Annotated in this window: 22 protein-coding genes; 10 read left to right on the top strand and 12 right to left on the bottom strand. The window is 47.2% G+C overall.

The window, feature by feature from the left end:
- Positions 1-18: 18 nt before the first annotated feature.
- Entirely contained in the window at positions 19-1,518 is a 1,500-nt protein-coding gene (glpK, locus tag B153_RS0114260; RefSeq protein WP_020597403.1) for a glycerol kinase GlpK, read from the top strand.
- A 109-nt stretch (positions 1,519-1,627) separates the two neighbouring features.
- Here glpK and B153_RS0114255 read toward each other — a convergent pair whose 3' ends face one another.
- The 12 genes from B153_RS0114255 to B153_RS0114200 form a co-directional block, all read right to left on the bottom strand.
- Positions 1,628-2,035 (bottom strand): Dabb family protein, encoded by a 408-nt coding sequence (locus tag B153_RS0114255; protein ID WP_020597402.1) that lies wholly within the window; start codon positions 2,033-2,035, stop codon positions 1,628-1,630.
- Between the two features lie 157 nt (positions 2,036-2,192).
- Positions 2,193-3,419: an NADP-dependent isocitrate dehydrogenase gene (locus tag B153_RS0114250; protein WP_020597401.1), complete on the bottom strand. Its 1,227-nt coding sequence runs from the start codon at positions 3,417-3,419 to the stop codon at positions 2,193-2,195.
- A 94-nt stretch (positions 3,420-3,513) separates the two neighbouring features.
- A complete protein-coding gene (locus tag B153_RS0114245; protein WP_026262151.1) occupies positions 3,514-4,761 on the bottom strand; it encodes an AGE family epimerase/isomerase in 1,248 nt (415 codons plus the stop codon).
- Between the two features lie 105 nt (positions 4,762-4,866).
- Entirely contained in the window at positions 4,867-7,356 is a 2,490-nt protein-coding gene (lon, locus tag B153_RS0114240; protein WP_020597399.1) for an endopeptidase La, read from the bottom strand.
- 165 nt (positions 7,357-7,521) lie between these two features.
- A complete protein-coding gene (locus tag B153_RS35215; RefSeq protein WP_245564887.1) occupies positions 7,522-7,989 on the bottom strand; it encodes a DUF6702 family protein in 468 nt (155 codons plus the stop codon).
- An 88-nt stretch (positions 7,990-8,077) separates the two neighbouring features.
- Positions 8,078-9,397 (bottom strand): RIP metalloprotease RseP, encoded by a 1,320-nt coding sequence (gene rseP, locus B153_RS0114230; protein WP_020597397.1) that lies wholly within the window; start codon positions 9,395-9,397, stop codon positions 8,078-8,080.
- Positions 9,398-9,559: 162 nt separating this feature from the next.
- Positions 9,560-10,732, bottom strand: a complete 1,173-nt coding sequence (locus B153_RS0114225) for a 1-deoxy-D-xylulose-5-phosphate reductoisomerase (protein WP_020597396.1) — start codon at positions 10,730-10,732, stop codon at positions 9,560-9,562.
- Entirely contained in the window at positions 10,725-11,159 is a 435-nt protein-coding gene (locus B153_RS0114220; RefSeq protein ID WP_020597395.1) for a HepT-like ribonuclease domain-containing protein, read from the bottom strand. Before B153_RS0114220 ends, B153_RS0114225 begins: the two co-directional genes overlap by 8 nt.
- On the bottom strand, positions 11,152-11,463 hold the full coding sequence (locus B153_RS35210; protein ID WP_020597394.1) for a nucleotidyltransferase family protein: 312 nt from the start codon (positions 11,461-11,463) through the stop codon (positions 11,152-11,154). Before B153_RS35210 ends, B153_RS0114220 begins: the two co-directional genes overlap by 8 nt.
- Positions 11,464-11,488: 25 nt before the next feature.
- Positions 11,489-12,070, bottom strand: coding sequence for an HNH endonuclease family protein (locus B153_RS0114210; RefSeq protein ID WP_020597393.1), 582 nt, complete (start codon positions 12,068-12,070; stop codon positions 11,489-11,491).
- A gap of 5 nt (positions 12,071-12,075) precedes the next feature.
- Complete coding sequence (locus B153_RS0114205; RefSeq protein ID WP_020597392.1) at positions 12,076-13,431, bottom strand: ATP-binding protein; 1,356 nt, start codon at positions 13,429-13,431, stop codon at positions 12,076-12,078.
- Positions 13,432-13,444: 13 nt separating this feature from the next.
- Complete coding sequence (locus B153_RS0114200) at positions 13,445-14,947, bottom strand: GH3 auxin-responsive promoter family protein (protein ID WP_020597391.1); 1,503 nt, start codon at positions 14,945-14,947, stop codon at positions 13,445-13,447.
- A 200-nt stretch (positions 14,948-15,147) separates the two neighbouring features.
- Here B153_RS0114200 and B153_RS0114190 point away from each other — a divergent pair, with 200 nt between their 5' ends.
- The 9 genes from B153_RS0114190 to B153_RS0114150 all read left to right on the top strand — a co-directional run.
- Positions 15,148-15,549, top strand: coding sequence for a hypothetical protein (locus B153_RS0114190; protein ID WP_020597390.1), 402 nt, complete (start codon positions 15,148-15,150; stop codon positions 15,547-15,549).
- A 176-nt stretch (positions 15,550-15,725) separates the two neighbouring features.
- Positions 15,726-16,751 (top strand): rod shape-determining protein, encoded by a 1,026-nt coding sequence (locus B153_RS0114185; protein ID WP_020597389.1) that lies wholly within the window; start codon positions 15,726-15,728, stop codon positions 16,749-16,751.
- Between the two features lie 111 nt (positions 16,752-16,862).
- Positions 16,863-17,699 carry a rod shape-determining protein MreC gene (mreC, locus tag B153_RS0114180; RefSeq protein WP_020597388.1) on the top strand — a complete coding sequence of 279 codons (837 nt, stop codon included), beginning with the start codon at positions 16,863-16,865 and terminating at the stop codon, positions 17,697-17,699.
- Positions 17,700-17,773: 74 nt separating this feature from the next.
- On the top strand, positions 17,774-18,280 hold the full coding sequence (locus B153_RS0114175) for a hypothetical protein (RefSeq protein ID WP_020597387.1): 507 nt from the start codon (positions 17,774-17,776) through the stop codon (positions 18,278-18,280).
- Positions 18,281-18,297: 17 nt separating this feature from the next.
- On the top strand, positions 18,298-18,789 hold the full coding sequence (locus tag B153_RS0114170; protein WP_020597386.1) for a GAF domain-containing protein: 492 nt from the start codon (positions 18,298-18,300) through the stop codon (positions 18,787-18,789).
- 128 nt (positions 18,790-18,917) lie between these two features.
- Positions 18,918-19,373 carry a hypothetical protein gene (locus B153_RS35205; protein WP_040761456.1) on the top strand — a complete coding sequence of 152 codons (456 nt, stop codon included), beginning with the start codon at positions 18,918-18,920 and terminating at the stop codon, positions 19,371-19,373.
- Between the two features lie 128 nt (positions 19,374-19,501).
- Positions 19,502-20,572, top strand: coding sequence for a 6-bladed beta-propeller (locus B153_RS0114160; protein ID WP_020597384.1), 1,071 nt, complete (start codon positions 19,502-19,504; stop codon positions 20,570-20,572).
- Between the two features lie 12 nt (positions 20,573-20,584).
- Positions 20,585-22,093 carry a leucine-rich repeat domain-containing protein gene (locus B153_RS0114155; RefSeq protein ID WP_020597383.1) on the top strand — a complete coding sequence of 503 codons (1,509 nt, stop codon included), beginning with the start codon at positions 20,585-20,587 and terminating at the stop codon, positions 22,091-22,093.
- Positions 22,094-22,148: 55 nt separating this feature from the next.
- On the top strand, positions 22,149-22,385 hold a 237-nt coding region (locus tag B153_RS0114150; RefSeq protein ID WP_020597382.1), incomplete at its 3' end, for a transposase.

Genomic DNA, 22,385 nt, shown 5'->3' with positions numbered 1-22,385 from the left:
AATATCCCTATACTCTTTATGCCCTCCTATATAGCCGCCATCGACCAGGGAACAACCAGTACCCGTTGCATCGTATTCGACCGGCAAGGTCAGATTGTTTCGCTGGCCCAGAAAGAACACAAACAAATCTATCCACAACCAGGCTGGGTCGAACACGATCCCGAAGAAATCTGGAAAAATACGCTCGAAGTGATTGCTTTAGCGCGAATAAAAGCAAAGCTATCAGTACAGGATATTGCTGCCGTCGGTATTACGAACCAACGCGAAACGACGGTCGTCTGGAACCGCCGAACGGGCAAACCGTATTATAATGCGATTGTCTGGCAGGATATGAGAACAGCCGATCTGGTTAATCAATATTCTGCGGATGGCGGCCAGGATCGGTTTCGATCGCAGACGGGTTTGCCCTTAGCGACCTACTTCAGTGGGCTGAAACTTAAATGGCTGCTGGATCATGTGCCCGGTTTGCGGGAAGATGCCGAACGGGGCGATGCTTTGTTTGGCAATATGGATACGTTTGTCGTCTGGAACCTGACGGGGGGCTCACAAGGTGGGCTGCACCTGACCGACGTAACCAACGCCAGCCGAACCCAGCTTATGAATCTCCAAACCCTGAACTGGGATGATGACTTACTACGCGACTTTACGGTTCCTCGTACTATGCTTCCTCAGATTCGCCCAAGCAGTGAGGTATACGGCAATGTAGTTTCGGAAGTTCTGCCGGGGGTTCCGGTGGCGGGTATTCTGGGCGATCAACAGGCCGCGCTGGTTGGTCAAACCTGTTATGAGCCCGGTCAGGCAAAGAACACCTACGGAACGGGTTGTTTCCTACTCATGAACACGGGGACAGAACTACGTACATCAACCTGTGGATTGCTTACTACGGTAGCCTATCAATTTCAAAATGAGCCCGTTCACTACGCACTCGAAGGCAGTGTAGCCATTACGGGAGCGCTGGTACAATGGCTACGTGATAACCTGGGTATCATTAAGAAAAGTACGGACATCGAAACGCTGGCCCGATCCGTTGACGATAACGGCGGAGCTTACTTCGTTCCGGCGTTTTCGGGCCTCTATGCTCCCCACTGGAAAGCCGATGCGCGGGGGGTTATTGCCGGGTTAACGCGTTTTGTCAACAAAGGGCATTTGGCAAGAGCGGTTCTGGAAGCAACCGCCTATCAGACGGTCGATGTCGTCCGGGCTATGGAGCAGGATGCAGGTGTATCGCTCAGTTCGCTCCGGGTCGATGGAGGTATGGTGGTCAATTCGTTGCTGATGCAATTTCAGGCCGACGTACTCGACCGTCCCGTTATTTGCCCCCGCATGACCGAAACCACAGCGTTGGGAGCCGCTTATGCTGCCGGGTTGGCCGTCGGTTATTGGCAAAACCTCGACGATTTACGGCAGAACTGGGGCATTGCTAAAACCTATGAACCCGCTATGGAAGAATCCCAACGAGCCAAACTCATGCGCGGTTGGCAAAAAGCCATCGAACGCTCATTCGGTTGGGAAGAATAACTTTTGTCATGCCAACGGAGGAGGGATCTTAAAGTGTCCTTACTCACATTCAGGATACATTAAGATCCCACCTCTGTCGGGATGACAAAAGCAAGTATATAGCCTTATTCTATTTCGCCTGATTCGTAAAGTCAACGACTGTCAGATCACCAATCCAGGGACCCACTACTTTACCAAACTCTTTATGAGCTGGGTGAGGCAGGTAGGCATCGCGGTCTTTTTCTGAATCGAATGTCAGGATAAATGCATGGGTTAAACCATGGGCATGGTTTTCAGGGCTATTGTTGGTTCCCCACTGAAACCCTTTGATTTCCTTAATTTTTGAGGGCAGCGCTTCAAAAGCCGCTACGATTTCCTTCACTTTTTCGGGCGTCGTTTCAGGCTTAAATTTGAAGAGCACAATATGCTGAACGGAATTACTTTTCATCGTTTTTACGGGCGGATCGCCATTAAGTGTATGCGCGTTTGTAGTAACCGAAAAGAGCGCTAATGCCGCAAGTATAAGCAGTTGTTTCATGATTAAACGAGTTTAGTCTATCAAAGAAAAGAAAAGTGCCGCCCTACTTGAGAGCGGCACCGTCTGAACCGGGATTTAGCTGATTTTGGGATTTTCAGGATTTTGTTTTCGCTTCAAAGAAGCGCTCTAGCAAAATCCTGAAAATCCCAAAATCAGTTTAATCCCGGTTCAGTTTCGCTTTCAGGTTGGTATCCAGCGCTTCGAGGAAGTCTTCAGTATACAGGTAGTGTTCACCAGCCACCAGATTCTTCACATCAGGGAATGCCGACAGAGCCAGGTCTTTGGTCATTTTTCCGCTTTCAACAGTCTCAACGCAAACGTCTTCGAGTGCATTAGCGAAATCGATCAATTCCTGATTGCCATCCAGTTTACCACGGAACGCCAGTCCACGGGTCCAGGCGTAGATCGATGCAATCGGGTTGGTCGAGGTTTTATTTCCTTTCTGGTATTCGCGATAGTGACGGGTTACGGTACCGTGAGCCGCTTCAGCTTCCATCGTATTGCCATCGGGTGTCAGCAGAACAGACGTCATCAGACCCAGCGAACCAAAGCCCTGAGCAACCGTATCCGACTGAACATCACCATCATAGTTCTTACAAGCCCATACAAAGTTTCCTTCCCATTTCAGGGCCGAAGCTACCATGTCGTCGATCAGGCGATGTTCGTAATGTACGCCTGTGCTTTTGAACTCGGTTTCGTAGATTTCCTGGAAGATATCTTTGAAACGACCGTCGTATTTTTTCAGGATGGTATTTTTGGTCGACAGGTACAGCGGCCAGCCTTTCTGAACGGCCACGTTGAAGCACGAACGGGCAAACCCTTTGATCGATTCATCGACGTTGTACATGCCCATGGCTACACCCGGACCTTTGAAGTTGAATACGTCATACTCTTGTACAGTACCGTCTTCGCCTTCAAATTTCATGGTCAGTTTACCTTTACCAGGTACCACGAAATCCGTAGCCCGATACTGATCGCCAAACGCGTGACGACCTACGATGATCGGTGCTTTCCAGTTTACGACCAGACGGGGAACGTTGCTCATCACAATCGGCTCACGGAACACCGTACCATCCAGAATGTTCCGAATGGTACCGTTCGGCGATTTCCACATCTGCTTCAGATTGAATTCTTTCACACGGTCTTCGTCGGGCGTGATGGTAGCACATTTGATACCGACACCGTATTCTTTAATGGCATTGGCCGCATCAATCGTTACCTGGTCGTTGGTTTCGTCGCGGTATTCGATGCCGAGGTCGTAATATTTAATATCAACGTCAACGTAGGGCAGAATCAGCTTATCTTTAATGAATTTCCAGATGATACGGGTCATTTCGTCGCCATCCAGTTCGACAACCGGATTCGCTACCTTAATTTTCTCCATTGGACTTGGTTCTATAAACGATTGAAAACGATACAAAAACTTGGTCGCAAAAGTAGTGAATATCGCCCAAATCAGTATAGATCGTCGCGCACACTTATGAATTAAGCGAGATACGAGAGCGCCCAGGTTGCGGGCTGGTTTTTAGTTGCTCACAGGCAGGCAGAAGCTGGGCCGTTTCGGTCAGGCAACGAATGAGCGAATAGCAGCCGACGGTCGGAATTACTTTGGCCCTTAACAGAGGTTGTCCCTGTGTATCGATGACCAGATGCCAGCCTATAGTTTTGGGGTCAGGGAAATGCTGGAACGTATAATCGTGAATACGCTTAAACCACTTCAGACAATCGGCATTGGTAGTATGGTAATAGGATTTTAAAAGGGCTGAAAGGGCCTCCACATGCACCCAGGCCCATTTTTGCTGCAAATCAGGAAAGGTAATCGACTGCCCTTTAAAATCAATAGAGGGACTCAGCCCCGTCGTAGCTTCATCCCATCCCTGCTCGCACATCTGCTGACACCAGGCCACAACCTGCGAAACCACTTTACGAGTAACCAGGCCAGTTAATCCATTTTTTGACCGGGTGGCTTCGGCATACAGATCGAGCAGGTAGTTAGCCGCCTGAAACGTCAGACCGACGTTCAATCGACGACCTTCGGGAGTATTCAGAAAGCCACCATCAGGCAGGATGCATTCACGAAGGATGTCTGTCCGCCGATCAACAAACTCATGCATAATTTCCTGAACGATGGACTCAATCGCTTGCTTCCAGGATTCTTCGTCCAGAAGTGGCTGCATGGCTACCGTAGCTTTCAGTACGGCCAACGCTTCGGCCAAGTGACGAGTTAGGCGGTATTGTTCCGAATTCGTTGAAATGGCTTGTCGGGCAATTTCCCGGCGTTGAAAGATACCTGAAAACGTTTGCCTGGCCAGCATTGCCCATTCATCTTCAGCCGTAGCCTGGAACATCTGCGCATAGGCCATCACAACATAAGCATCAGGGGAGCAATCGCTGGAAGGAGCAACCGGGCGTCCACGTCGGTCAAGTTGCGCATAACAGCTTAGTAATTCATCATGCGCAAACTGACTCAGAAACGTAGCCCCCTGCCGGGCCTGATCGAGCCAGATGGTCTGGCCGTCGAATGTTGTATAGAGCCAGGCAAATGCCCATGTCTGCTGGGCCTGCAGCACAACGGATTTGTCTCCTTCAATGACTTCACCTGTTGTGGTCAATGCATCGAAATACCCTCCGCACTGCGCATCCTGGCTATGTTTAAGCCAAAACGGCACTACCTGACGCAGTAGCGCCTGCTGATACTGAGCAGAAAGTTTCTGAAAATCAAGCACCAACTGGATGTATGATGTAGACTGTATGGTGTATGATATAGGACGTATAAGGCATTCTAATCAGAAACCAATCACTACTTCATCTATCATACACCATACACCCGTTTAGTATACTTTCTCTACTTCCCGTTGTTCTTTTTCTTCGGGAAGGATGAACTTCATGGGCTTACCAACCTTACCGGGAAGCAAAGCCGTACTCAGCACCTGATCGACCGTATCGACGTAATGGAATTTCAGGTCTTTGATGTAGGTCTGATTGACTTCTTCAATATCCTTCCGATTTTTCGAGCAGAGAATAATTTCTTTAACCCCTGCCCGATTGGCAGCCAGAATTTTCTCTTTGATCCCTCCTACCGGCAACACTTTACCACGCAGAGTTACCTCGCCCGTCATGGCTATATAAGGCTTCACCTTTCGCTGCGTATAGATTGAAGCCATCGACGTCAGCATGGTAATACCAGCCGATGGGCCATCTTTTGGAACGGCTCCAGCCGGAATGTGAATATGCAGATCGTAGTGATTGAAAATCCGGTAATCGATATCCAGATCGTCGGCATGCGCTTTCAGATACGAGAGTGCCGTAATGGCCGACTCTTTCATGACATCGCCCAACTGGCCCGATAAAGTCAGTACACCTTTGCCTCGACTTAAGCTGGATTCGATCAGCAGGATTTCACCACCCACCTGTGTCCAGGCAAGGCCAGTTACAACGCCTGCAATATCGTCGTCGGCATAAAGCTCTTTGTCGAAAATCTCAGCCCCCAGCAGTTTCGGAATGTCGGCCGCTTTGATGGTGTGGCTATATTCTTCCTCCATCGCGATGGATTTAGCCACTTTTCGCACCAAGGCACCAATTTTCTGTTCCAGATTCCGAACACCCGACTCACGTGTGTAACCTTCGATAATACGTAGAATCGCTTTATCGTCAATAACCAGATCTTTAGGCTTCAGGCCGTGGTCTTTACGCTGTTTGGGAATCAGGTATTTCTTTGCAATTTGTACTTTCTCCTCAACGGTATATCCTGCAATATCAATCACCTCCATCCGGTCGCGAAGGGCTGGGTGAATGGTATCGAGCGAGTTGGCCGTTGCAATGAACAATACCCGCGACAAATCGAATTCCGTTTCGAGGTAGTTGTCCATAAACGTCGAGTTCTGTTCAGGATCAAGCACTTCGAGCAGGGCCGATGATGGGTCACCCCGGAAGTCGGAACTTACCTTGTCGATTTCGTCCAGAATAAACACCGGATTGGCCGTACCGCATTTCCGAATGTTCTGAATGATTTTGCCCGGCATAGCCCCGATGTAGGTTTTCCGGTGGCCCCGAATTTCGGCTTCGTCGTGTACACCACCCAGCGCCATCCGGCTGTATTTGCGGCCAAGCGCTTTGGCTACCGATTTACCCAGCGAGGTTTTACCCACACCCGGAGGGCCATACAGGCACAAAATCGGGGCCTTCATATCGTTTTTCAGCTTCAGAACGGCAAGGTATTCAATAATCCGCTCCTTCACTTTCTCCAGCCCGAAGTGGTCGGTATCCAGAATTTTCTGCGCCCGTTTCAGGTCGAAATTGTCCTTGGTGTATTCGTTCCAGGGCAGATCGACCATTAGCTCGACGTAGTTCATGGTTACCGGGTACTCCGGTGCCATCGGGTTGATCCGCTGCAGCTTGTTAAGCTCCTTATCAAAATGACCACGTACTTCGGTCGACCATTTTTTACGGTCGGCTTTCATGCGCAACTCGTCAATATCCCGGTCGGGATTATCCATACCCAGCTCGTCCTGCAATACTTTCATCTGCTGGCGCAGGTAGTAGTCGCGCTGTTGCTGGTCGAGGTCCGACGAAGCTTTCGACTGGATTTCCCGTTTCAGTTCGAGCAACTGTACCTCCCGAAGCATGAATTCGAGCAGCAAACTAGCCTGCTGGCTGCCATCGATCAGTTCAAGAAGGCGCTGTTTATCCGCTACATCGGCATTCAGGTTCGACGACAGGAAGTGGAGTAGAAACGTTGAGCTTTCGATGTTATCCAGCGCAATACGAGCTTCCTGAGGAATTTCGGGATTCAGCCGCAGAATTTTATAAGCCGCGTCTTTCAGCGACTGCAGCAATGCTTTCCCTTCTTTCTTATTTACGTTCGGGAAGGAATCATCGATTTGCTTGACCTGAGCTGTCATAAACGGTTCTTCCTGCGTAATCTGCTGGATCTCAAACCGCTTTTTACCCTGAATAATAATCGTAATATTACCATCAGGCAGCGTAATCATTTTGATGATGTAGGCTACCGTTCCAAATCGATACAAATCATCGACCGTTGGCTCGTCTTTCTGTTGATTGAGTTGAGCCACTACGCCAATAATCCGATTGCCTTTATAGGCACGTTTCACCAATCGAATCGACTTGGCACGACCGACCGTAACGGGTATAACCATACCCGGAAACAATACCGTATTACGAACCGGCAGAATGGGGAGATTGGCCGGTAACTCATAGTCTTCATCTAACCCCTCCGGTGATCCGAGCGGAACAATCTCTAAATTATCCGAATCAAAATCGGTCATCAATAAACGGGTTGTTAATTCTTTATCAAATATCATATGTACACTGCCAGTGTGGCAGCTTCACTAATGGGTTAGCTACGGCAAGGTACGTATCAACCTAATACAATCCGTGTGCCAATCGTATTGTTATGACGAATTGACCAGGAAAGTGTTATTACTACAATATTAACGGATTATGAACCTTACTAACTCAGAAATTTATTAACCGAACGATATGTCCTGAACCGGCTGATTTTTGCGAAAAACGAATGTTTTCTTCTGGCCCTGATACTGTATATTGACCATATTAACCTGATCGTCAAATAACTCCATCAAAACATTCTGTTTCAGCAGTCCTCCCCGAAACGGTTCAGCGTAGGGCATTTCAAGATAAATCCAGTTTGCGTCCGCTTCTACTTCATGCCCAACATATTTTAATGGCTTGTTCTGCTTTTGCGGATTTACGTAGCTAATATGCGACAGAATGTATTTCTCAATGATCTCATCGGCTTTAGCATTCGTTTCCAGATTGATCCGGCTATGGGATGCTTCAGAAAGAGCCTTTTCGAAGTCGTCCGTAAAAATACGGATACTAATCTCAAATGATCGCTCTTTCGGATTATACTGCATCTGGGTGACACTGGCATGAAAGTCATGAGCCGGTCGGCTGGCAGTACACAGTATGAGCAAAAGACAAAGGTGCAACAAAGACACAAAGAACGCAGGGTATGGCCTGGCGTTCTTTGCATTGTTTCTTAGAGCGTTGCGTTTAAGCTTCTTAAAAAACGGCTTTAAATACATCGTTGAAAATAGCAAAAGCCATCAGGCCAAGCAGGATAACCATACCTACACGCTGAGCGCCTTCTAAAAACTTATCGGATGGTTTACGCCCTGAGATAATCTCATACCCCAAAATGGTAGCATGACCACCATCGAGGGCAGGTATGGGCAGGGCGTTCATAAACGCAAGCGCCATCGACAAAAGCCCCGTAACGGCCCAGAATCGGTTCCAGTCCCAGATGCCGCCAAACAGGTTCTGGGCAATCCCAATCGGCCCACTCAGCGCTTTTGAGGCCGACACTTCGCCCCGGAAGATTTTGCCAAATCCTTTAATGTTATCGAAAACAACCTGGAAGGCCTTATTGGTCCCCACTGCCAGTGCTTGTCCAAAGGTATATTCTTCGGTAGTCAGTTTCAAAAGAGACTCCCGGTAAAAACCAATCGTACCATCGGGCGTAGTCGTCATATGCAATGTGAGCGGGGAGCCGTTTCGGTTAATACCCAGATCGATAGGCTTGTTCTTTAAAGGTTTGATGGCTTCAACAAACTCATGGTAAAACTGGATGGGTTTGCCATTGATACTGGTGATAACATCACCCGTTTTAAGGCCAGCTTTCTGGGCAGGTTGTCCTGGTGCCAACTCGCCAACTTTAAACGGTTCAATCGGAGCAATGAATGGCTCAGTATCCCCTTTTTTCCCGATCAGCTTGTCGGCAAAATTATTCGGGATGTAAATATCAAGTTGCTTACCACCCCGCTCTACGGTATAGTAACTGTTGTCGCCTAACAATACATCCGAACTACGGATTTCATTGAAGTCCACAATGTATTTTCCATTGACCTTTACGATTTTATCGCCCGTCTGTAAGCCAATACTTTTGGCCAGATCGTAGGCAACAATTCCGTACTTTGCATCTTTCGTTGCCAGATAGGTATTCCCATTTTTATAGGCCAGGATCACAAAAATCAAGATGCCAACAATAACGTTCACAATGATCCCTCCCAGCATAACGATCAATCGCTGCCAGGCTGGTTTCGAGCGGAACTCGTAAGGCTGTGGTTCGGCATTGGTGTGGGCTGTATCAAGCGATTCGTCGATCATTCCCGAAATCTTCACAAAACCACCCAGCGGGATTGCTCCCAACCCATATTCGGTTTCGCCCCGTTTTATGCTCCATACTTTCGGAGGGAATCCGATAAAATATTGTTCAACCCGCATACCAAAAGCTTTGGCAGCCAGCAGGTGTCCTAATTCGTGTAATCCAACTAAGATGGACAGGCCCAGAATGAGCTGTCCGGCCATCACTAAAATTTCCATGTATTCAAAAACCGCTTTGGCGGGCCTTTATGAGAGGTTTCTTTTTAAGATTATTTAACGACTTAGCTTAGGATTGGTTGACAGATAAAAGCACTCAGGCAACCTAAATATAGTGGGTTATGACCGTTAAAACGTTATGTTCAGGTCATATAATGCAAACAGCTAAACCAAACTTTTAATTCGTTCGGTGGCTAACCGGCGCGTCTCTTCATCCGTCCGAACGTAATCGTCATAAGTTGGGCGCTGCACGAATGACGATTTACTCAGACAGGTTTCAATGATTTCCGAAATTTCCAGAAAGCCGATCTGATCGTTCAGAAAGGCATCGACAGCCACCTCGTTGGCAGCATTGATGATGCAGGGCGCATTCCCGCCCTTATCGAGTGCATCAAAGGCTAGTTGTAAATTTCGGAACGTATCGCGGTCGGGCTGCTCAAACGTTAAGGACGGATAATCCAGGAAGTTGAACCGGGGGAAATCGGACTTGATGCGGTTCGGATACCCCAATGCAAACTGGATCGGCAAGCGCATATCGGGCAATCCCATCTGCGCTTTCAGACTCCCATCCTCAAACTGAACCAGCGAGTGGATAATACTCTGCGGATGAACCACTACTTCAATCTGACTCGACTGAAGGCCAAACAACCACTTGGCCTCGATCACCTCAAGCCCTTTATTCATCAACGTAGCCGAATCGATGGTAATCTTGGCCCCCATCGCCCAGTTGGGATGCTTAAGCGCCTGTGCCTTCGTAACCGTCGACAGGAACTCCCGCGTTTTGCCCCGAAACGGCCCTCCCGAGGCTGTCAGGATAATTTTCTCGATGGGGTTATGAAACTCGCCAACCAGGCATTGAAAAATAGCCGAATGTTCCGAATCGACCGGATAGATATTAACCCCTTTCTGAGCCGCCAGTTGGGTAATGAGTTCACCCGCTACCACGAGTGTTTCTTTGTTGGCCAGAGCGATCGACTTTCCGGCTTCAATGGCTTTAATGGTTGGCAACAGACCAGCATACCCAACCATAGCCGTCAACACCATGTCGATGCTATCCATCTGAACTACCGAAGCAATGGCTTTGGCACCCGCATACACCTTGATGCCCAGCGGGTCAAGTGCCGAAAAAACCTGATCGTAGCGATCTTCATTGCAGATAACCACTACATTAGGCTGTAACTCAATAGCCTGCTCAATAAGTAGATGGGCGTTATTATTGGTGGTTAACACTTCCACCTGAAACTGGTCGGGATGTGCTTTCACAACCTCAACTGCCTGCGTACCGATAGAGCCAGTAGAGCCCAGAATGGCAATATGTCGTTTTTTTATGTCAGTCATTTAGTTTGCTACGGAGGTATTGGATATGCCGGTAGTAGGGTGATTCCAAAGCTTCAACAAGTGCGCCATCCTCGAAATCAACTTTATCGAGCATGTCAATCAGCACAGTTTTGACATTGATAAGATCTACACGGGCTGTTTGATAAACTAATTCCTTATCGACTCCTCTATAATCATGCGCCAAGTAATTTCTCATGCCTGCTATTTGCTGCCATGGAATCGTAGAGTAAAGATTTTTGAGACCTACATCAATCTTTTTCGATTCTTCACCTACAACCAGAAGTAATCCCCAAGTAGCGTTGAAATTTAATTGGTCATTTGCCCATTCAAATTCTGAAGCCTTCGAGAATCCACCAACATATATGAAGATCTTTTCTATGCATTCGAGAATGGTACATATATACACTAAGTTACGGCTACTAAACATAAATAACGTCTTTACGCATATAATACTTGATAATTGGGTTCATCAGGCGACTATCAACTAAATCCATTTTCCGATGCAATTTTCGACGAAGAATACGGTATAATCGTTCTTTCTCAGCCCAGGCCAATTTAAAATCTGGCTTTAAATCGTAGACTAAATCAATATCGCTTTTCCCCGTTTGCTCATTCCGGGCGAAGCTGCCATACAGCCCCATACGCTCAATGCCAAACTCATTTCTCAATCGCTCCCGATTGGCCCTAAGCGTTTCAAGGATAAATTCCTGTGTAACAGCTAAAGCTTCCATGATCTAATCTGTTAACTATTAGCCCTTATGGCTTTTTCATTAAGTCAAAATTGACTTTAACATTCAATTCTTCTTCGATGGCGCGGATGAAGTAGACTCCCTCAGGGTATTCAACTATCAGTTCGTCAAAGTATTGCTGCGCTGATTGATTCAGATTGTCAATCTGCTGCTTTTTTGATTTAATGTATCGTTTTCGTTGATCAGCTAGCCTGGCATTGTCCAAATCTAGTAACCGTATAAGGTTTTGAGCTTCTACATCATTCGGATCAGCGGCAGCATAGTTGCCATCAAAATAGAGGATCCGTTGTTCTAAGTCTTCTGCCGTAGGATGAAGGATAGGCTCAGTCCATTTCGTTGATTTTCTGACGTTCCATAAACTTTTGACCAGAAACCAGTTCGTGTAGCTGTCATTAGCTGTGTTTTTTAGTGTCGGATTAAAGTGTTCAATATGTGCGTCATCCGATGAAGCCAGATAGGTTTCTGTATAAGCGCAGATACTATATTGTTCTTCGGCCAGAAGTTGTCGTAATTCATCATTATTTCCGTCTTTGTAAGCTAACTGTCGGTCAATAATTTTCGACTGAGCCGATTTTATAACACGTCGCATGCCGATTAAAAATTGTATTGATCGCCCAGCTTAGCCTGCTCGACTATTAACTCTTTTTGACGCATAGGGTCTTTTTCGTTTTTTATTTCTACAAATAGATTCCGGTATCGCTCGTAAGCATCCAGACCTGGTTGTAACATTAATTCATTCATGCCAAAATCGGCACTCAAAATATCATTCGGATCATCACCAATAGGTGCTACTCCATTCCGGCGTTTTACTTCGCCATTTTCGTCAAAATATAAAATGAATCGTTCGCAAGGTTCGAAGGCAGATGCAATAATAGGGGAATGAGTCGCAAAGAAAAATTGGGCTTCAGGTGCTAAGTTAGTATAGTACTTGACTAACTCACGTTGAATATCAGGGAATAGAGAACGTTCCGGTTCGTCGAAAAGAATTACTGTATCTTTTGTATCAAACTTGTAAATAGGGATAGCAGTGGCCAAGATTTGACGAGTACCAGTACTTAGATATGAACTATCTATTTTAATACCTCCCTTTGTTCGGATTGCAATAGGTACTTTCCCTTTTTCACTATCATCTACTTCCAAAATAAACTTACTCAAAATAGGATTTAAACATTTTTGAGCTAGTTCAATTCTAGGATCAGCATCTATCCACCTTTGAAGCTCTTCAGTTACTTTTTCTTTAGGAGTATTCTGTACAATATTTGTAATATACTTTACAGTTTCTTCATCGTACTTATCAATGTCTCTTAGTAGATATTGCCAAGTAGATAACGATTGCATATCTCCCAAAGAAATCACTTTTCTTGAGCCTACTTTATTAAGCCGACTTTCACGAGCAACCCTTTCTTCTTCTATTTGTGTATCTGTCTTTATAAAATCAGAAAATACATTTTGCTGGTCTTTTTGGTCAAATAGAAAAGCATTGGCTTCACGAGCTATAGATTCTGTAATGAATAAACAGATTGGATTTCTCAGAGTTGCTAACTCAAGCAATTCTTCATTATTTATCCATCTTAAGATATCATCTCCGCGTTCAGTCGTGTATGCATTATTGTATCTATCAAATTCAATATATCTATCATTAAACAAAGCCTTTATCCTAATATTTAATATATAATTATAAAACATCATTCCAGTATCATCTCTATGGCGATTTTCATTATTTTTAAGTTTATTATCAATATACTTTTGCCTATCTAAACCAAAATCTATGGCTTTAAAATACTCTTCTATAATTCTCAACAAAGTCGTCTTCCCCGTTCCGCTCTGGCCAATAAAGCAGACCTTCTCCAAAGGCTGGCCTGCTTTTGGATGGCCTTCGGGATACGTAAAATCAAACTTAATATTTTTAAACTGACGGTATTCGCCAATATCTATACCCGTTATCTTCATTGTTCATTAACCATTATACATTTTGCATTACCTGTACTAATCCCTCGGCAATTTTGCGATCGTTGCTTAAGCGCGGGACTTTGTTTTGTCCGCCCAGTTTTCCCTGTGACTTCATGTAGCGCTGAAAGGCACCCCGTGGCAAGCTCGTTAATTTTAAGGGTTGCAAAATAGACCCCGTAATCAGGTCATCGTAATAAACGTTCAGTTCGATCAGACGATTGTCTATGTCCTTTGCGAACGTAACCGGGTCATGCGGAGGTGTGGCAAATTCGATGAACCATTCATGATAAGGTAAACCTTCTTTCGGGCTAACCATAGGCGCCACCGTAAACTCGACCACTTCAGTTTCCGGATGTTTCTGCATGGCAAATTGCAAAGCCTTCTCTACTTCTTCGCCGATAACATGCTCACCAAATGCCGAAATAAAATGCTTGATCCGGCCTGTTACCAATAAACGGTAAGGTTCCCGCGACACGAACTTAACCGTATCGCCAAGAGAATACCCCCAAAGGCCCGCATTGTTGTTGATAATGACCGCATAGTTTTTGCCTAATTCCACTTCATCAATGGTCAATCGGCGCGGATTCTCGCTAAAAAACTCGTCGGCAGCAATGAATTCGAAGAAGATACCGCTGTTTAACAGCATCAACAGCCCTTCTTCAGTTTGCGAGTCCTGAAACGCAATGAAGCCCTCTGAAGCAGGGTAGGTTTCGATGGAGTCAATGCGCTTGCCAATACTCTCGAACAGTTTGGCGCGGTAAGGCTCAAAATTTACGCCACCGTACACAAACAGCGAAAAATCAGGAAAAACGTCTTTGATTAGCTTGCCTGTCCGTTCCTGAATCCGGTCGAAGTACATCTGCACCCAGGGCGGAATTCCGGAAATCAGGGACATCGGTTCCGGCAACGTTTCATCAATGATTTTCTCCAGTTTCGTTTCCCAGTCTTCGATGGTATTCGTTTCGTAACTGGGCATCTGGTTGGTGCGCAGATAGGCCGGAACATGGTGATTCACAATGCCCGACAACCGCCCAATGTTAATGCCTGCTTTCTGGGTCAGTTCAGGACTCCCCGACAGAAAGATGAGTTTCTTATCCAGAAAGCCACTGTTACCTGTTTCGTTGACATAGTTCAGCAGGGCATCACGAGCCGAATTGATGTGATTCGGAATTGAATCGCTCGAGATCGGAATGTATTTAGTACCCGATGTTGTGCCCGATGTTTTGGCAAAATATATGGGTTTACCCTTCCAGAGCACATCCGAATCGCCATGCAAAATCTGCTCGATGTATGGTTTCAGGTCTTCGTAGTCACGAACGGGAACAGCCTGCCGAAACTCCTCAACCGTTTGTACGTCTTTCAGCCGGTGGTCGCGTCCAAACACCGTATCTTTTCCGCCTTCAACTAATTTCTGAAACCAGTTTTGCTGAGCCTGAGCAGGTCGATACATCCAGTCTTGCTGACGTTCTACTACCCACTTAGCCAATGGCTTACTCACAACCGAACGAATTCCCATAATACTGCAAAGGTAATGGAGATTATACTTTGTATACTATGCCCATGATTGGGTTGGACAGAATGGCCCTTTAAACGCTCGTATCGATCTACTCATACAGTCGTTTATGGCCCCTGTCGTTGATCATTTTATGGATCAGAACACGGGCATGCAACCTCTCCGGCGTCTGTGCGCATCTGGTCATAAAATAAACAATCTTTATGAAAAAAATCATCTTCACTCTTTTTGTCGTTTTCCTTGGCGCCGGATCCTGTTTAGCTCAGGAACGAATTCATACCACGGTAGCTGATTTGCAAACGCTTCTTCAGCAAACAAGCCTCTCCCCTTCGACAACGGTAATCAAACCACTTACAAAAACGTATGCGATTCAAATTAACAACCATATTTTTCCGTTACTAGAAACAACTCATCTGAATTGGAGTAAAAGCGGGAAGGATACTTATCAGGTAGAGTTCTTTTTACAAAAAGGAACGGCTATTACTGACGCAACAGACCCTGATTTCCGCCGGGCCTATTGGAAAATCCCGATGGCATCGAAGCAAGCTTGTCAGAAGTTTATAGCGCTATTTGACAGCCTTCGCGCCGAGATGCGGGAAGGATAAGGTAGCGTCGCTGCCTCGGATTTGTCTTATTATCGTGGAGAACCAATTATTTGAGTGCCGGAAAAACTATTTATTCAGACGTACGATTGGAACGGGAATTTTGTCAGATTCTCCCTATTTTTGTACACTTTTCAAAAAATCAGTACTCGTAATAAGGCGTTCTGCGTCAACCTATAATGGGACTTTTTAATTTTCTAACCAGCGACATTGCAATTGACCTGGGCACAGCGAATACCTTGATTATTCACAAGGACAGGATTGTGGTGGATGAGCCTTCGATTATTGCAATGGACAAAGTCAGCGGAAAAGTGCTGGCGATTGGCCATAAGGCCATGCAGATGCATGAAAAGACGAACGAAAATATCAAAACCATTCGCCCCCTGAAAGATGGTGTCATTGCCGATTTTACGGCAGCCGAACTCATGATTCGGGGCATGATTAAGATGATCGATACGGGCAGCAAGCTTTTTTCGCCCTCGCACCGAATGGTCATCTGTATTCCATCGGGGATTACCGAAGTGGAGAAACGGGCCGTTAAAGACTCTGCCGAGCATGCCGGGGCAAAAGAAGTGTATATGGTGCACGAGCCTATTGCCGCAGCCATCGGGATCGGGATCGATATTACCCAGCCTAACGGTACGATGATTGTCGACATTGGCGGTGGTACTACTGAAATTGCCGTGATTGCCCTGTCGGGTATCGTCTGCGAACAGTCGATCCGGATTGCGGGCGACGTCTTTACACGGGACATTGTCGACTACATGCGTCGGGAACACAACCTGCTCATCGGCGAACGGTCGGCTGAGCAGATAAAGATGGAAGTGGGTTCAGCCCTGCCCGAACTCGATAATCCGCCTGCCGATTATGAAATCCGGGGCCGCGACCTGATGACGGGGATTCCGAAAGAAATCAAGGTTACCTACAGCGAAATTGCCTACTCGCTCGACAAGTCGATCTCGAAAATTGAAGAGGCTACCATGAAAGCCCTTGAAATTTCGCCACCGGAGCTGTCGGCCGATATTTACACGAACGGCATTCACCTGACAGGTGGGGGAGCGTTGCTGCATGGTCTCGACAAGCGGCTGGGCGCCAAAACGAAACTGCCGATCCACGTAGCCGACGACCCGCTCAAAGCGGTTGTAAAAGGCACGGGTGAAGTAATTAAGAACCTGGATTTGTACAAATCTGTTCTGATTAGTTAAAGTAACGTGGTCGGACTGGCGCACCAGCGTCTGGTCCGCATAGTCGAAAGCCAATATTTGACTGTGCGAGCCAGACGCTGGTGCACCAGTCCGACCACGTTACTTATATATATGGGAGAGTTAGTTGATTTTTTCTTACGAAGCCGAAACTTCATTCTGTTTGTGTTGCTGGAAGTACTTTGTTTTTACTTCATCATCAACACCAGCAACTATTGGGGTGTAACGTACTTCAACACCTCGAATCGGTATGCGGCTCAGATACTGGCCTGGTCGAACGCTGCCAATCAGTACGCCAGCCTCCGGCAAGTCAATGCCGATCTAGCCCTCGAAAACCAACAACTTCACGCCAGGCTAACCAAACTACTCCAGAGCAAACCAGCGGCTCCTGCTGAATATCAGGCCGACTCGGCTTTTGCCGATCGGTTCAAATTTACGGTAGCCAAGGTCGTGAATAACACCACGCAGTTTGCCAACAATTACATCACCATCGACAAAGGCACCGACGACGGTATTCGTCCGGGCATGGGAGTTATTTCGCCAACAGGTGTGGTAGGAAAAGTAAAAGTTTGTAACCAGCATTTTTCGGTAATCACATCCATTCTACATTCCGAGTTTCTGGTATCATCGAAGCTGGTGAAAGCGGGCGAAATTGGCTCGGCCAAATGGGATGGCGTCGACCCTCACCTGATTAAGTTAGATGCCATTCCTCGCTACAAGCCTGTTGCCAAAGGTGATTCGGTCGTTACATCTGAATTTAATTCAACGTTTCCTCCCGGTATTCTAGTCGGCCGCGTTCGTACTGTAGGTGTCCAGCCGAATCAGACCTTCCACGACCTGACCTTGAATCTGGCTACTAATTTCAGTAACCTGTCTTTTGTCTACGTAGTCGAAAATCGGCTGAGAGCGGAGCAGGACCAGTTAGAGAAACAAGTTGAAACTGAAAAATAAAAGTCAAAATCGGTGGTCAATAGGCATTCGGATAAGCTGTTGACCAACGACTTTTGCCTGACAACTTTTGCCCAATGACTTTTCGCGAAATCGTATCGACCGTACTGCTATTTTTGCTCTATCTCGTATTGCAGATCGTGCTTGTACGGAACCTGGTACTCTTCGATTATGCATTTTGCTTTGTTTACATTGCCTGCATCCTGCTCCTGCCCAATGAAACAAGCCTGACCTGGCTGTTGCTCATTGCTTTCGTGACGGGCATCGTCGTCGATACGTTTTATAATACGTTAGGTATGCACGCGGCCGCTACTGTACTGATGGCATACAGTCGACCGTTCATTGTGCGGGCACAGATCGATGTACCGGGGATTGAATCCCGTATCGAATTTTCGTTAAAAGAATTAGGAACAGGTGCTTTCTTCCGATATGTAGCCATATTGGCACTTATTCACCATACGGCGCTGTTCTTTATCGAAGCAAGTAGCCTGTCGTTGATTATTCCAACGCTCATCCGGGTCATTGCCAGCACGTTTTTTACTACATTGAGCATCGTGCTTATCCAGTTCTTTACAAGAAACTAAATGATGTATGCTATAGGATGGCAGAAACACTGATTCTTCCTCAAACTACTGATCGGCAAGCCGTTTACCAGAGTTTGCTTCCACAGCTAACAGCCCTGGTCGAAGGAGAGCCCGATTTGGTAGCCAACCTGGCCAATATTGCCGCAGCTCTGAAAGAAGCATTCGATTTCTTCTGGGTTGGTTTTTATCTCAAAAAGAATGACCAGTTGGTGCTAGGTCCTTTTCAGGGTCCGATTGCCTGTACACGTATCGCTTTCAACAAGGGCGTTTGTGGGGCGGCCTATACCCGCAAAGAGACAATTCTGGTACCCGATGTTGAGCAGTTTCCGGGCCACATCGCCTGTAGCTCGGCCTCCAAATCCGAAATTGTTGTACCCGTGCTCGACCAGTCTGGCGAGGTAACGATGGTGCTGGATGTAGACAGCGATCGACTCAATGACTTTAGCCCAGCCGATGCAGACGGTTTGGAAAAAATTGCCCACTTAATCAGTTCATTGCAAACGGCCTGATTCCATTAAACACAACCTAGTGAACGTTTTCTGTCATTCCTTATCGGTTAAGATGTAATTAAAATCATGGTGCTCATTAAACCGAAGCGCCTGTTGTCCGTCTCATAATCGGATTAACGACAAAAACCATGATTAAGAAACTTATGCTGAGCGGGCTGATGCTTTCGCTCTTATCTCTCCCCTTACTTGCTCAAACAACCACCCCTGACGCGCCAGCACAAACGACGTCCAGAATGGGCCGTGGCCGGGGGATGCAGCAATATCAGGCAGCAGACCCAGCTACACGTGCTCAGCGGATGACCGACCGAATGAAACAACAGCTTGGCCTGGACGACGCAACTACCAAAAAAGTGTATGATGTGACACTGGCGAGAGCCCAAAAGGTTGATGCCATTCAGAAAGGGTCGGACGACAATCGGACTAAATCACAGGCGCTAAAAGCGAACGCCGACGACTATAAAGCCAAGCTGAAAGCCATTCTGACACCCGATCAGTTTGCAAAACTGGAATCCATGCGGGGGCAGATGCGGAAGGGCCATCGCGGGCCAGGCGATGCCGACAATGAGCAGGACAACAACAAATAACCATTGGGCAAGTTCATTGACAATCGGCCAGTTGAGTATCTTTCTCAACTGGCCGATTTTTCTATTGGGCAGGGTAGCAGTAAAGTTTATTCTTTCGTTACTTTTTCAGAAAAACGATAGAGTACGCTATGGCTCCTTTCCTTTCCCGCCGATCATTTGCCAGACAGGCAGCGCTGGCAACCGCAACCAGTCTGGTAGCGCCAACCGTTCTTTCTGCTAATCCCTACAAACGCAAAGTGGATTCTGTGGTATTGGGCCATAATGGATTTAAGTATCGGGTAGTACCGGGCTGGGGCGTTTTAGATGCCTCCAAAAACCCCGTCAACGACTGCCACGAAATGGTTCAGGATGCCAAGGGCCGGATCATTCTGTTAACCAATGAGACCAAAAATAACATACTCATCTACGATAAATCGGGCAAACTACTCGATACGTGGGGGCATGATTACCCAGGCGGTCATGGCCTGACGATTGCTGGCGAAGGGTCTGATCAATACCTGCTCATTGCCGATCCTGACCGCCATCAGGTTATCAAAACCGATTTGACCGGACGGGAGCTGTTGAAAATCGACTATCCCCGAGAAACCGGCAAGTATGATTACCCGACGCTGTTCAAACCCACCGAAACCGCCGTCAATCCAGCCAACGGCGACATTTATGTTGTCGATGGGTATGGGCTTAATTATGTCATGCAATACGACAAAAACGGCAAGCTGATTCGGTCCTGGGGTGGTAAAGGCGAAACGACCGACACCTTCGACTGCTGCCACGGCATTGTTGTTGATCGGCGTAATGCCACTAATCCAACCCTTTTAATTACCGACCGACGGCACAATGCCTTAAAACGGTTCTCGCTGGATGGCAAGTACCTCTCTACCATCGCTTTGCCCGGCTCATACATTTGTCGCCCGGTCATCCATGGCAATAGCCTATATGGCGCTGTCTTTCGTAGTACGTCCGATTCCTATCCTGATTCAGGTTACATCACGATCCTTGACAAAAACGACCGGGTTGTGTCTACACCGGGCGGCACAGAGCCTGTATACCAGGACGGAAAACTAGGCGAGCAGCGTAAAGACCGTACAAACTCGCCTTTTCTGCATCCACATGATGTGCTGGTCGATGAAGACGAAAATGTTTATGTAGCTCAGTGGGCTTCTAAAAAAACATATCCAATCAAATTGGAGCGGGTTGCCTGACCTTATTCCTATATGAATCAATTTATTCTGGCGCAAGCCACGGTTTCACCACCCGCCGACTGGGTATTGTTTTGGGGACACTTTCACCCGCTTATTGTCCATTTACCCATCGGCTTTCTGTTGATCGCGGGTCTACTTGAACTTGATCGGCTGACCCGTCGCAATACGGTCAGCCAGCATACAATAACCCTTATTTTGTTCTGGTCGGCCGTGAGCGCCACACTGGCCTGTTTGTTTGGCTACATGCTTTCGCTGGGAGGAGGCTACGAAGCCGAAACGCTGGACTCTCACAAATGGGAAGGGATTGGCGTAGCCGTGTTTGCGTGGCTGGCTTGGTCTGTCAAGTCCGAAAACCTGGGCCGTATCGTTCCTGTAGCGCAGTTAGCTTACTTGCCCGCGCTCGGTGTTGCCCTCCTGCTACTACTGGTTGCGGGGCATAACGGGGGCAATTTGACCCACGGCTCCGATTACCTCACCCAATATGCTCCAGGCCCGATTCGGTCACTGGCCGGGCTTCCACCCAAACAGCCAACGTTTAAGGCCGAACCCATCAAGGACGTTAATCAGGCGATGGTGTACCAGCAGATCGTCAACCCCATTCTGCAAACCCGCTGCGTACAATGTCATAATGCGGATAAATCGAAAGCAAAACTCCGGCTCGACAGCCCAGAGATGATTAAAAAGGGGTATGAAGATGGGCCCGTCTTTGTTTCTGGCAAAAGTGCAAATAGTGAGCTAATTAAGGTCTGTTTACTCCCAGTAGAAGACGATCATCACATGCCGCCCAAGGGTAAAAATCAGTTGACCGAAGGCCAGATTGCGCTATTGACCTGGTGGATTGATCAGGGGGCTCCGTTCGACAAAAAAGTGTCGGATCTGGCCGTCAACGATGCCATTCGCCCAGTGCTGGCTTCGCTGAGCGGAGGTGGGCCTATTGAAACTGGCGGTTCTACGATAGCCACTGGCCCGGCACCAGAATCCCCCGTATTGACCATGAAAATGGAAGCCGCCAATCCAAAAGCAGTTGAGGAATTGAAAAAGGCGGGCTTGCTGGTATTACCGCTTTCGAAAGAGCAAAACCAATTGGAAGTCAGCGCAGTAAACGCCCGCACATTCAACGATGCCCAGGCGGCTTTACTGCCTAAGGTAAGTAAACAACTGGTCTGGTTAAAACTAGGAGACACCCAAATTTCGGATGCCGCGCTGGCCCAGGTAGCCAAACTCGAAAATCTGCAAAAACTGCATCTGGAACAAACCAAAATTACCGATGCGGGCCTGAAACAACTTAAAAATCTACCCAACCTCGAATACCTGAACCTATACGGCACACATGTTACGGATGCGGGTCTGACTGAGCTAACCAGTCTGAAAAACCTTAAAACGGTTTATCTCTGGCAAACCAAGGTTACCGATCAGGGCGTCGCTAACTTGAAAAAAGCAATGCCGAAACTGGACGTAATCGGCGGCCTCAGTGAGCAGGCCATTGCTGAACTGGCCAAGCCCGCAGAGCCTGCCAAATAAGCCAACTGATATGGTCCTAAAAATCCGGACACGAAACTTTTTAACTTCGTGTACCATGAACCAATCCCAACGCCCCAAACGAAAGTATACCGCCGAGTTTAAAGCCGATGTGCTGCGGCTAGTTGCCAATGGTGAACCCATCATGGCCGTGGCCCGTAAAATGGGCATTAGCGATAGCCTAATTCATGCCTGGCGGAAGACTAATGACAAAGGGGAAAAGAAAACCGATCAAAGTCTTCAACAAGAAGTCGATTCACTCCGTAAGCAACTGCGGCAAAGCGAGATGGAGCGC

The organism is Spirosoma panaciterrae DSM 21099, assembly GCF_000374025.1.
Classification (GTDB): domain Bacteria; phylum Bacteroidota; class Bacteroidia; order Cytophagales; family Spirosomataceae; genus Spirosoma; species Spirosoma panaciterrae.
This window is presented reverse-complemented; position numbering and strand designations above follow the sequence as displayed.

Bases quoted from the DNA above. Each gene is read 5' to 3' on its own strand.
- glpK (WP_020597403.1), top strand. From the start codon at position 19: ATGCCCTCCTATATAGCCGCCATCGACCAGGGAACAACCAGTACCCGT.
- B153_RS0114255 (WP_020597402.1), bottom strand. From the start codon at position 2,035: ATGAAACAACTGCTTATACTTGCGGCATTAGCGCTCTTTTCGGTTACT.
- B153_RS0114250 (WP_020597401.1), bottom strand. From the start codon at position 3,419: ATGGAGAAAATTAAGGTAGCGAATCCGGTTGTCGAACTGGATGGCGAC.
- lon (WP_020597399.1), bottom strand. From the start codon at position 7,356: ATGATATTTGATAAAGAATTAACAACCCGTTTATTGATGACCGATTTT.
- rseP (WP_020597397.1), bottom strand. From the start codon at position 9,397: ATGGAAATTTTAGTGATGGCCGGACAGCTCATTCTGGGCCTGTCCATC.
- B153_RS0114225 (WP_020597396.1), bottom strand. From the start codon at position 10,732: ATGACTGACATAAAAAAACGACATATTGCCATTCTGGGCTCTACTGGC.
- B153_RS0114220 (WP_020597395.1), bottom strand. From the start codon at position 11,159: ATGTTTAGTAGCCGTAACTTAGTGTATATATGTACCATTCTCGAATGC.
- B153_RS35210 (WP_020597394.1), bottom strand. From the start codon at position 11,463: ATGGAAGCTTTAGCTGTTACACAGGAATTTATCCTTGAAACGCTTAGG.
- B153_RS0114210 (WP_020597393.1), bottom strand. From the start codon at position 12,070: ATGCGACGTGTTATAAAATCGGCTCAGTCGAAAATTATTGACCGACAG.
- B153_RS0114205 (WP_020597392.1), bottom strand. From the start codon at position 13,431: ATGAAGATAACGGGTATAGATATTGGCGAATACCGTCAGTTTAAAAAT.
- B153_RS0114200 (WP_020597391.1), bottom strand. From the start codon at position 14,947: ATGGGAATTCGTTCGGTTGTGAGTAAGCCATTGGCTAAGTGGGTAGTA.
- B153_RS0114190 (WP_020597390.1), top strand. From the start codon at position 15,148: ATGAAAAAAATCATCTTCACTCTTTTTGTCGTTTTCCTTGGCGCCGGA.
- B153_RS0114185 (WP_020597389.1), top strand. From the start codon at position 15,726: ATGGGACTTTTTAATTTTCTAACCAGCGACATTGCAATTGACCTGGGC.
- mreC (WP_020597388.1), top strand. From the start codon at position 16,863: ATGGGAGAGTTAGTTGATTTTTTCTTACGAAGCCGAAACTTCATTCTG.
- B153_RS0114175 (WP_020597387.1), top strand. From the start codon at position 17,774: ATGACTTTTCGCGAAATCGTATCGACCGTACTGCTATTTTTGCTCTAT.
- B153_RS0114170 (WP_020597386.1), top strand. From the start codon at position 18,298: ATGGCAGAAACACTGATTCTTCCTCAAACTACTGATCGGCAAGCCGTT.
- B153_RS35205 (WP_040761456.1), top strand. From the start codon at position 18,918: ATGATTAAGAAACTTATGCTGAGCGGGCTGATGCTTTCGCTCTTATCT.
- B153_RS0114160 (WP_020597384.1), top strand. From the start codon at position 19,502: ATGGCTCCTTTCCTTTCCCGCCGATCATTTGCCAGACAGGCAGCGCTG.
- B153_RS0114155 (WP_020597383.1), top strand. From the start codon at position 20,585: ATGAATCAATTTATTCTGGCGCAAGCCACGGTTTCACCACCCGCCGAC.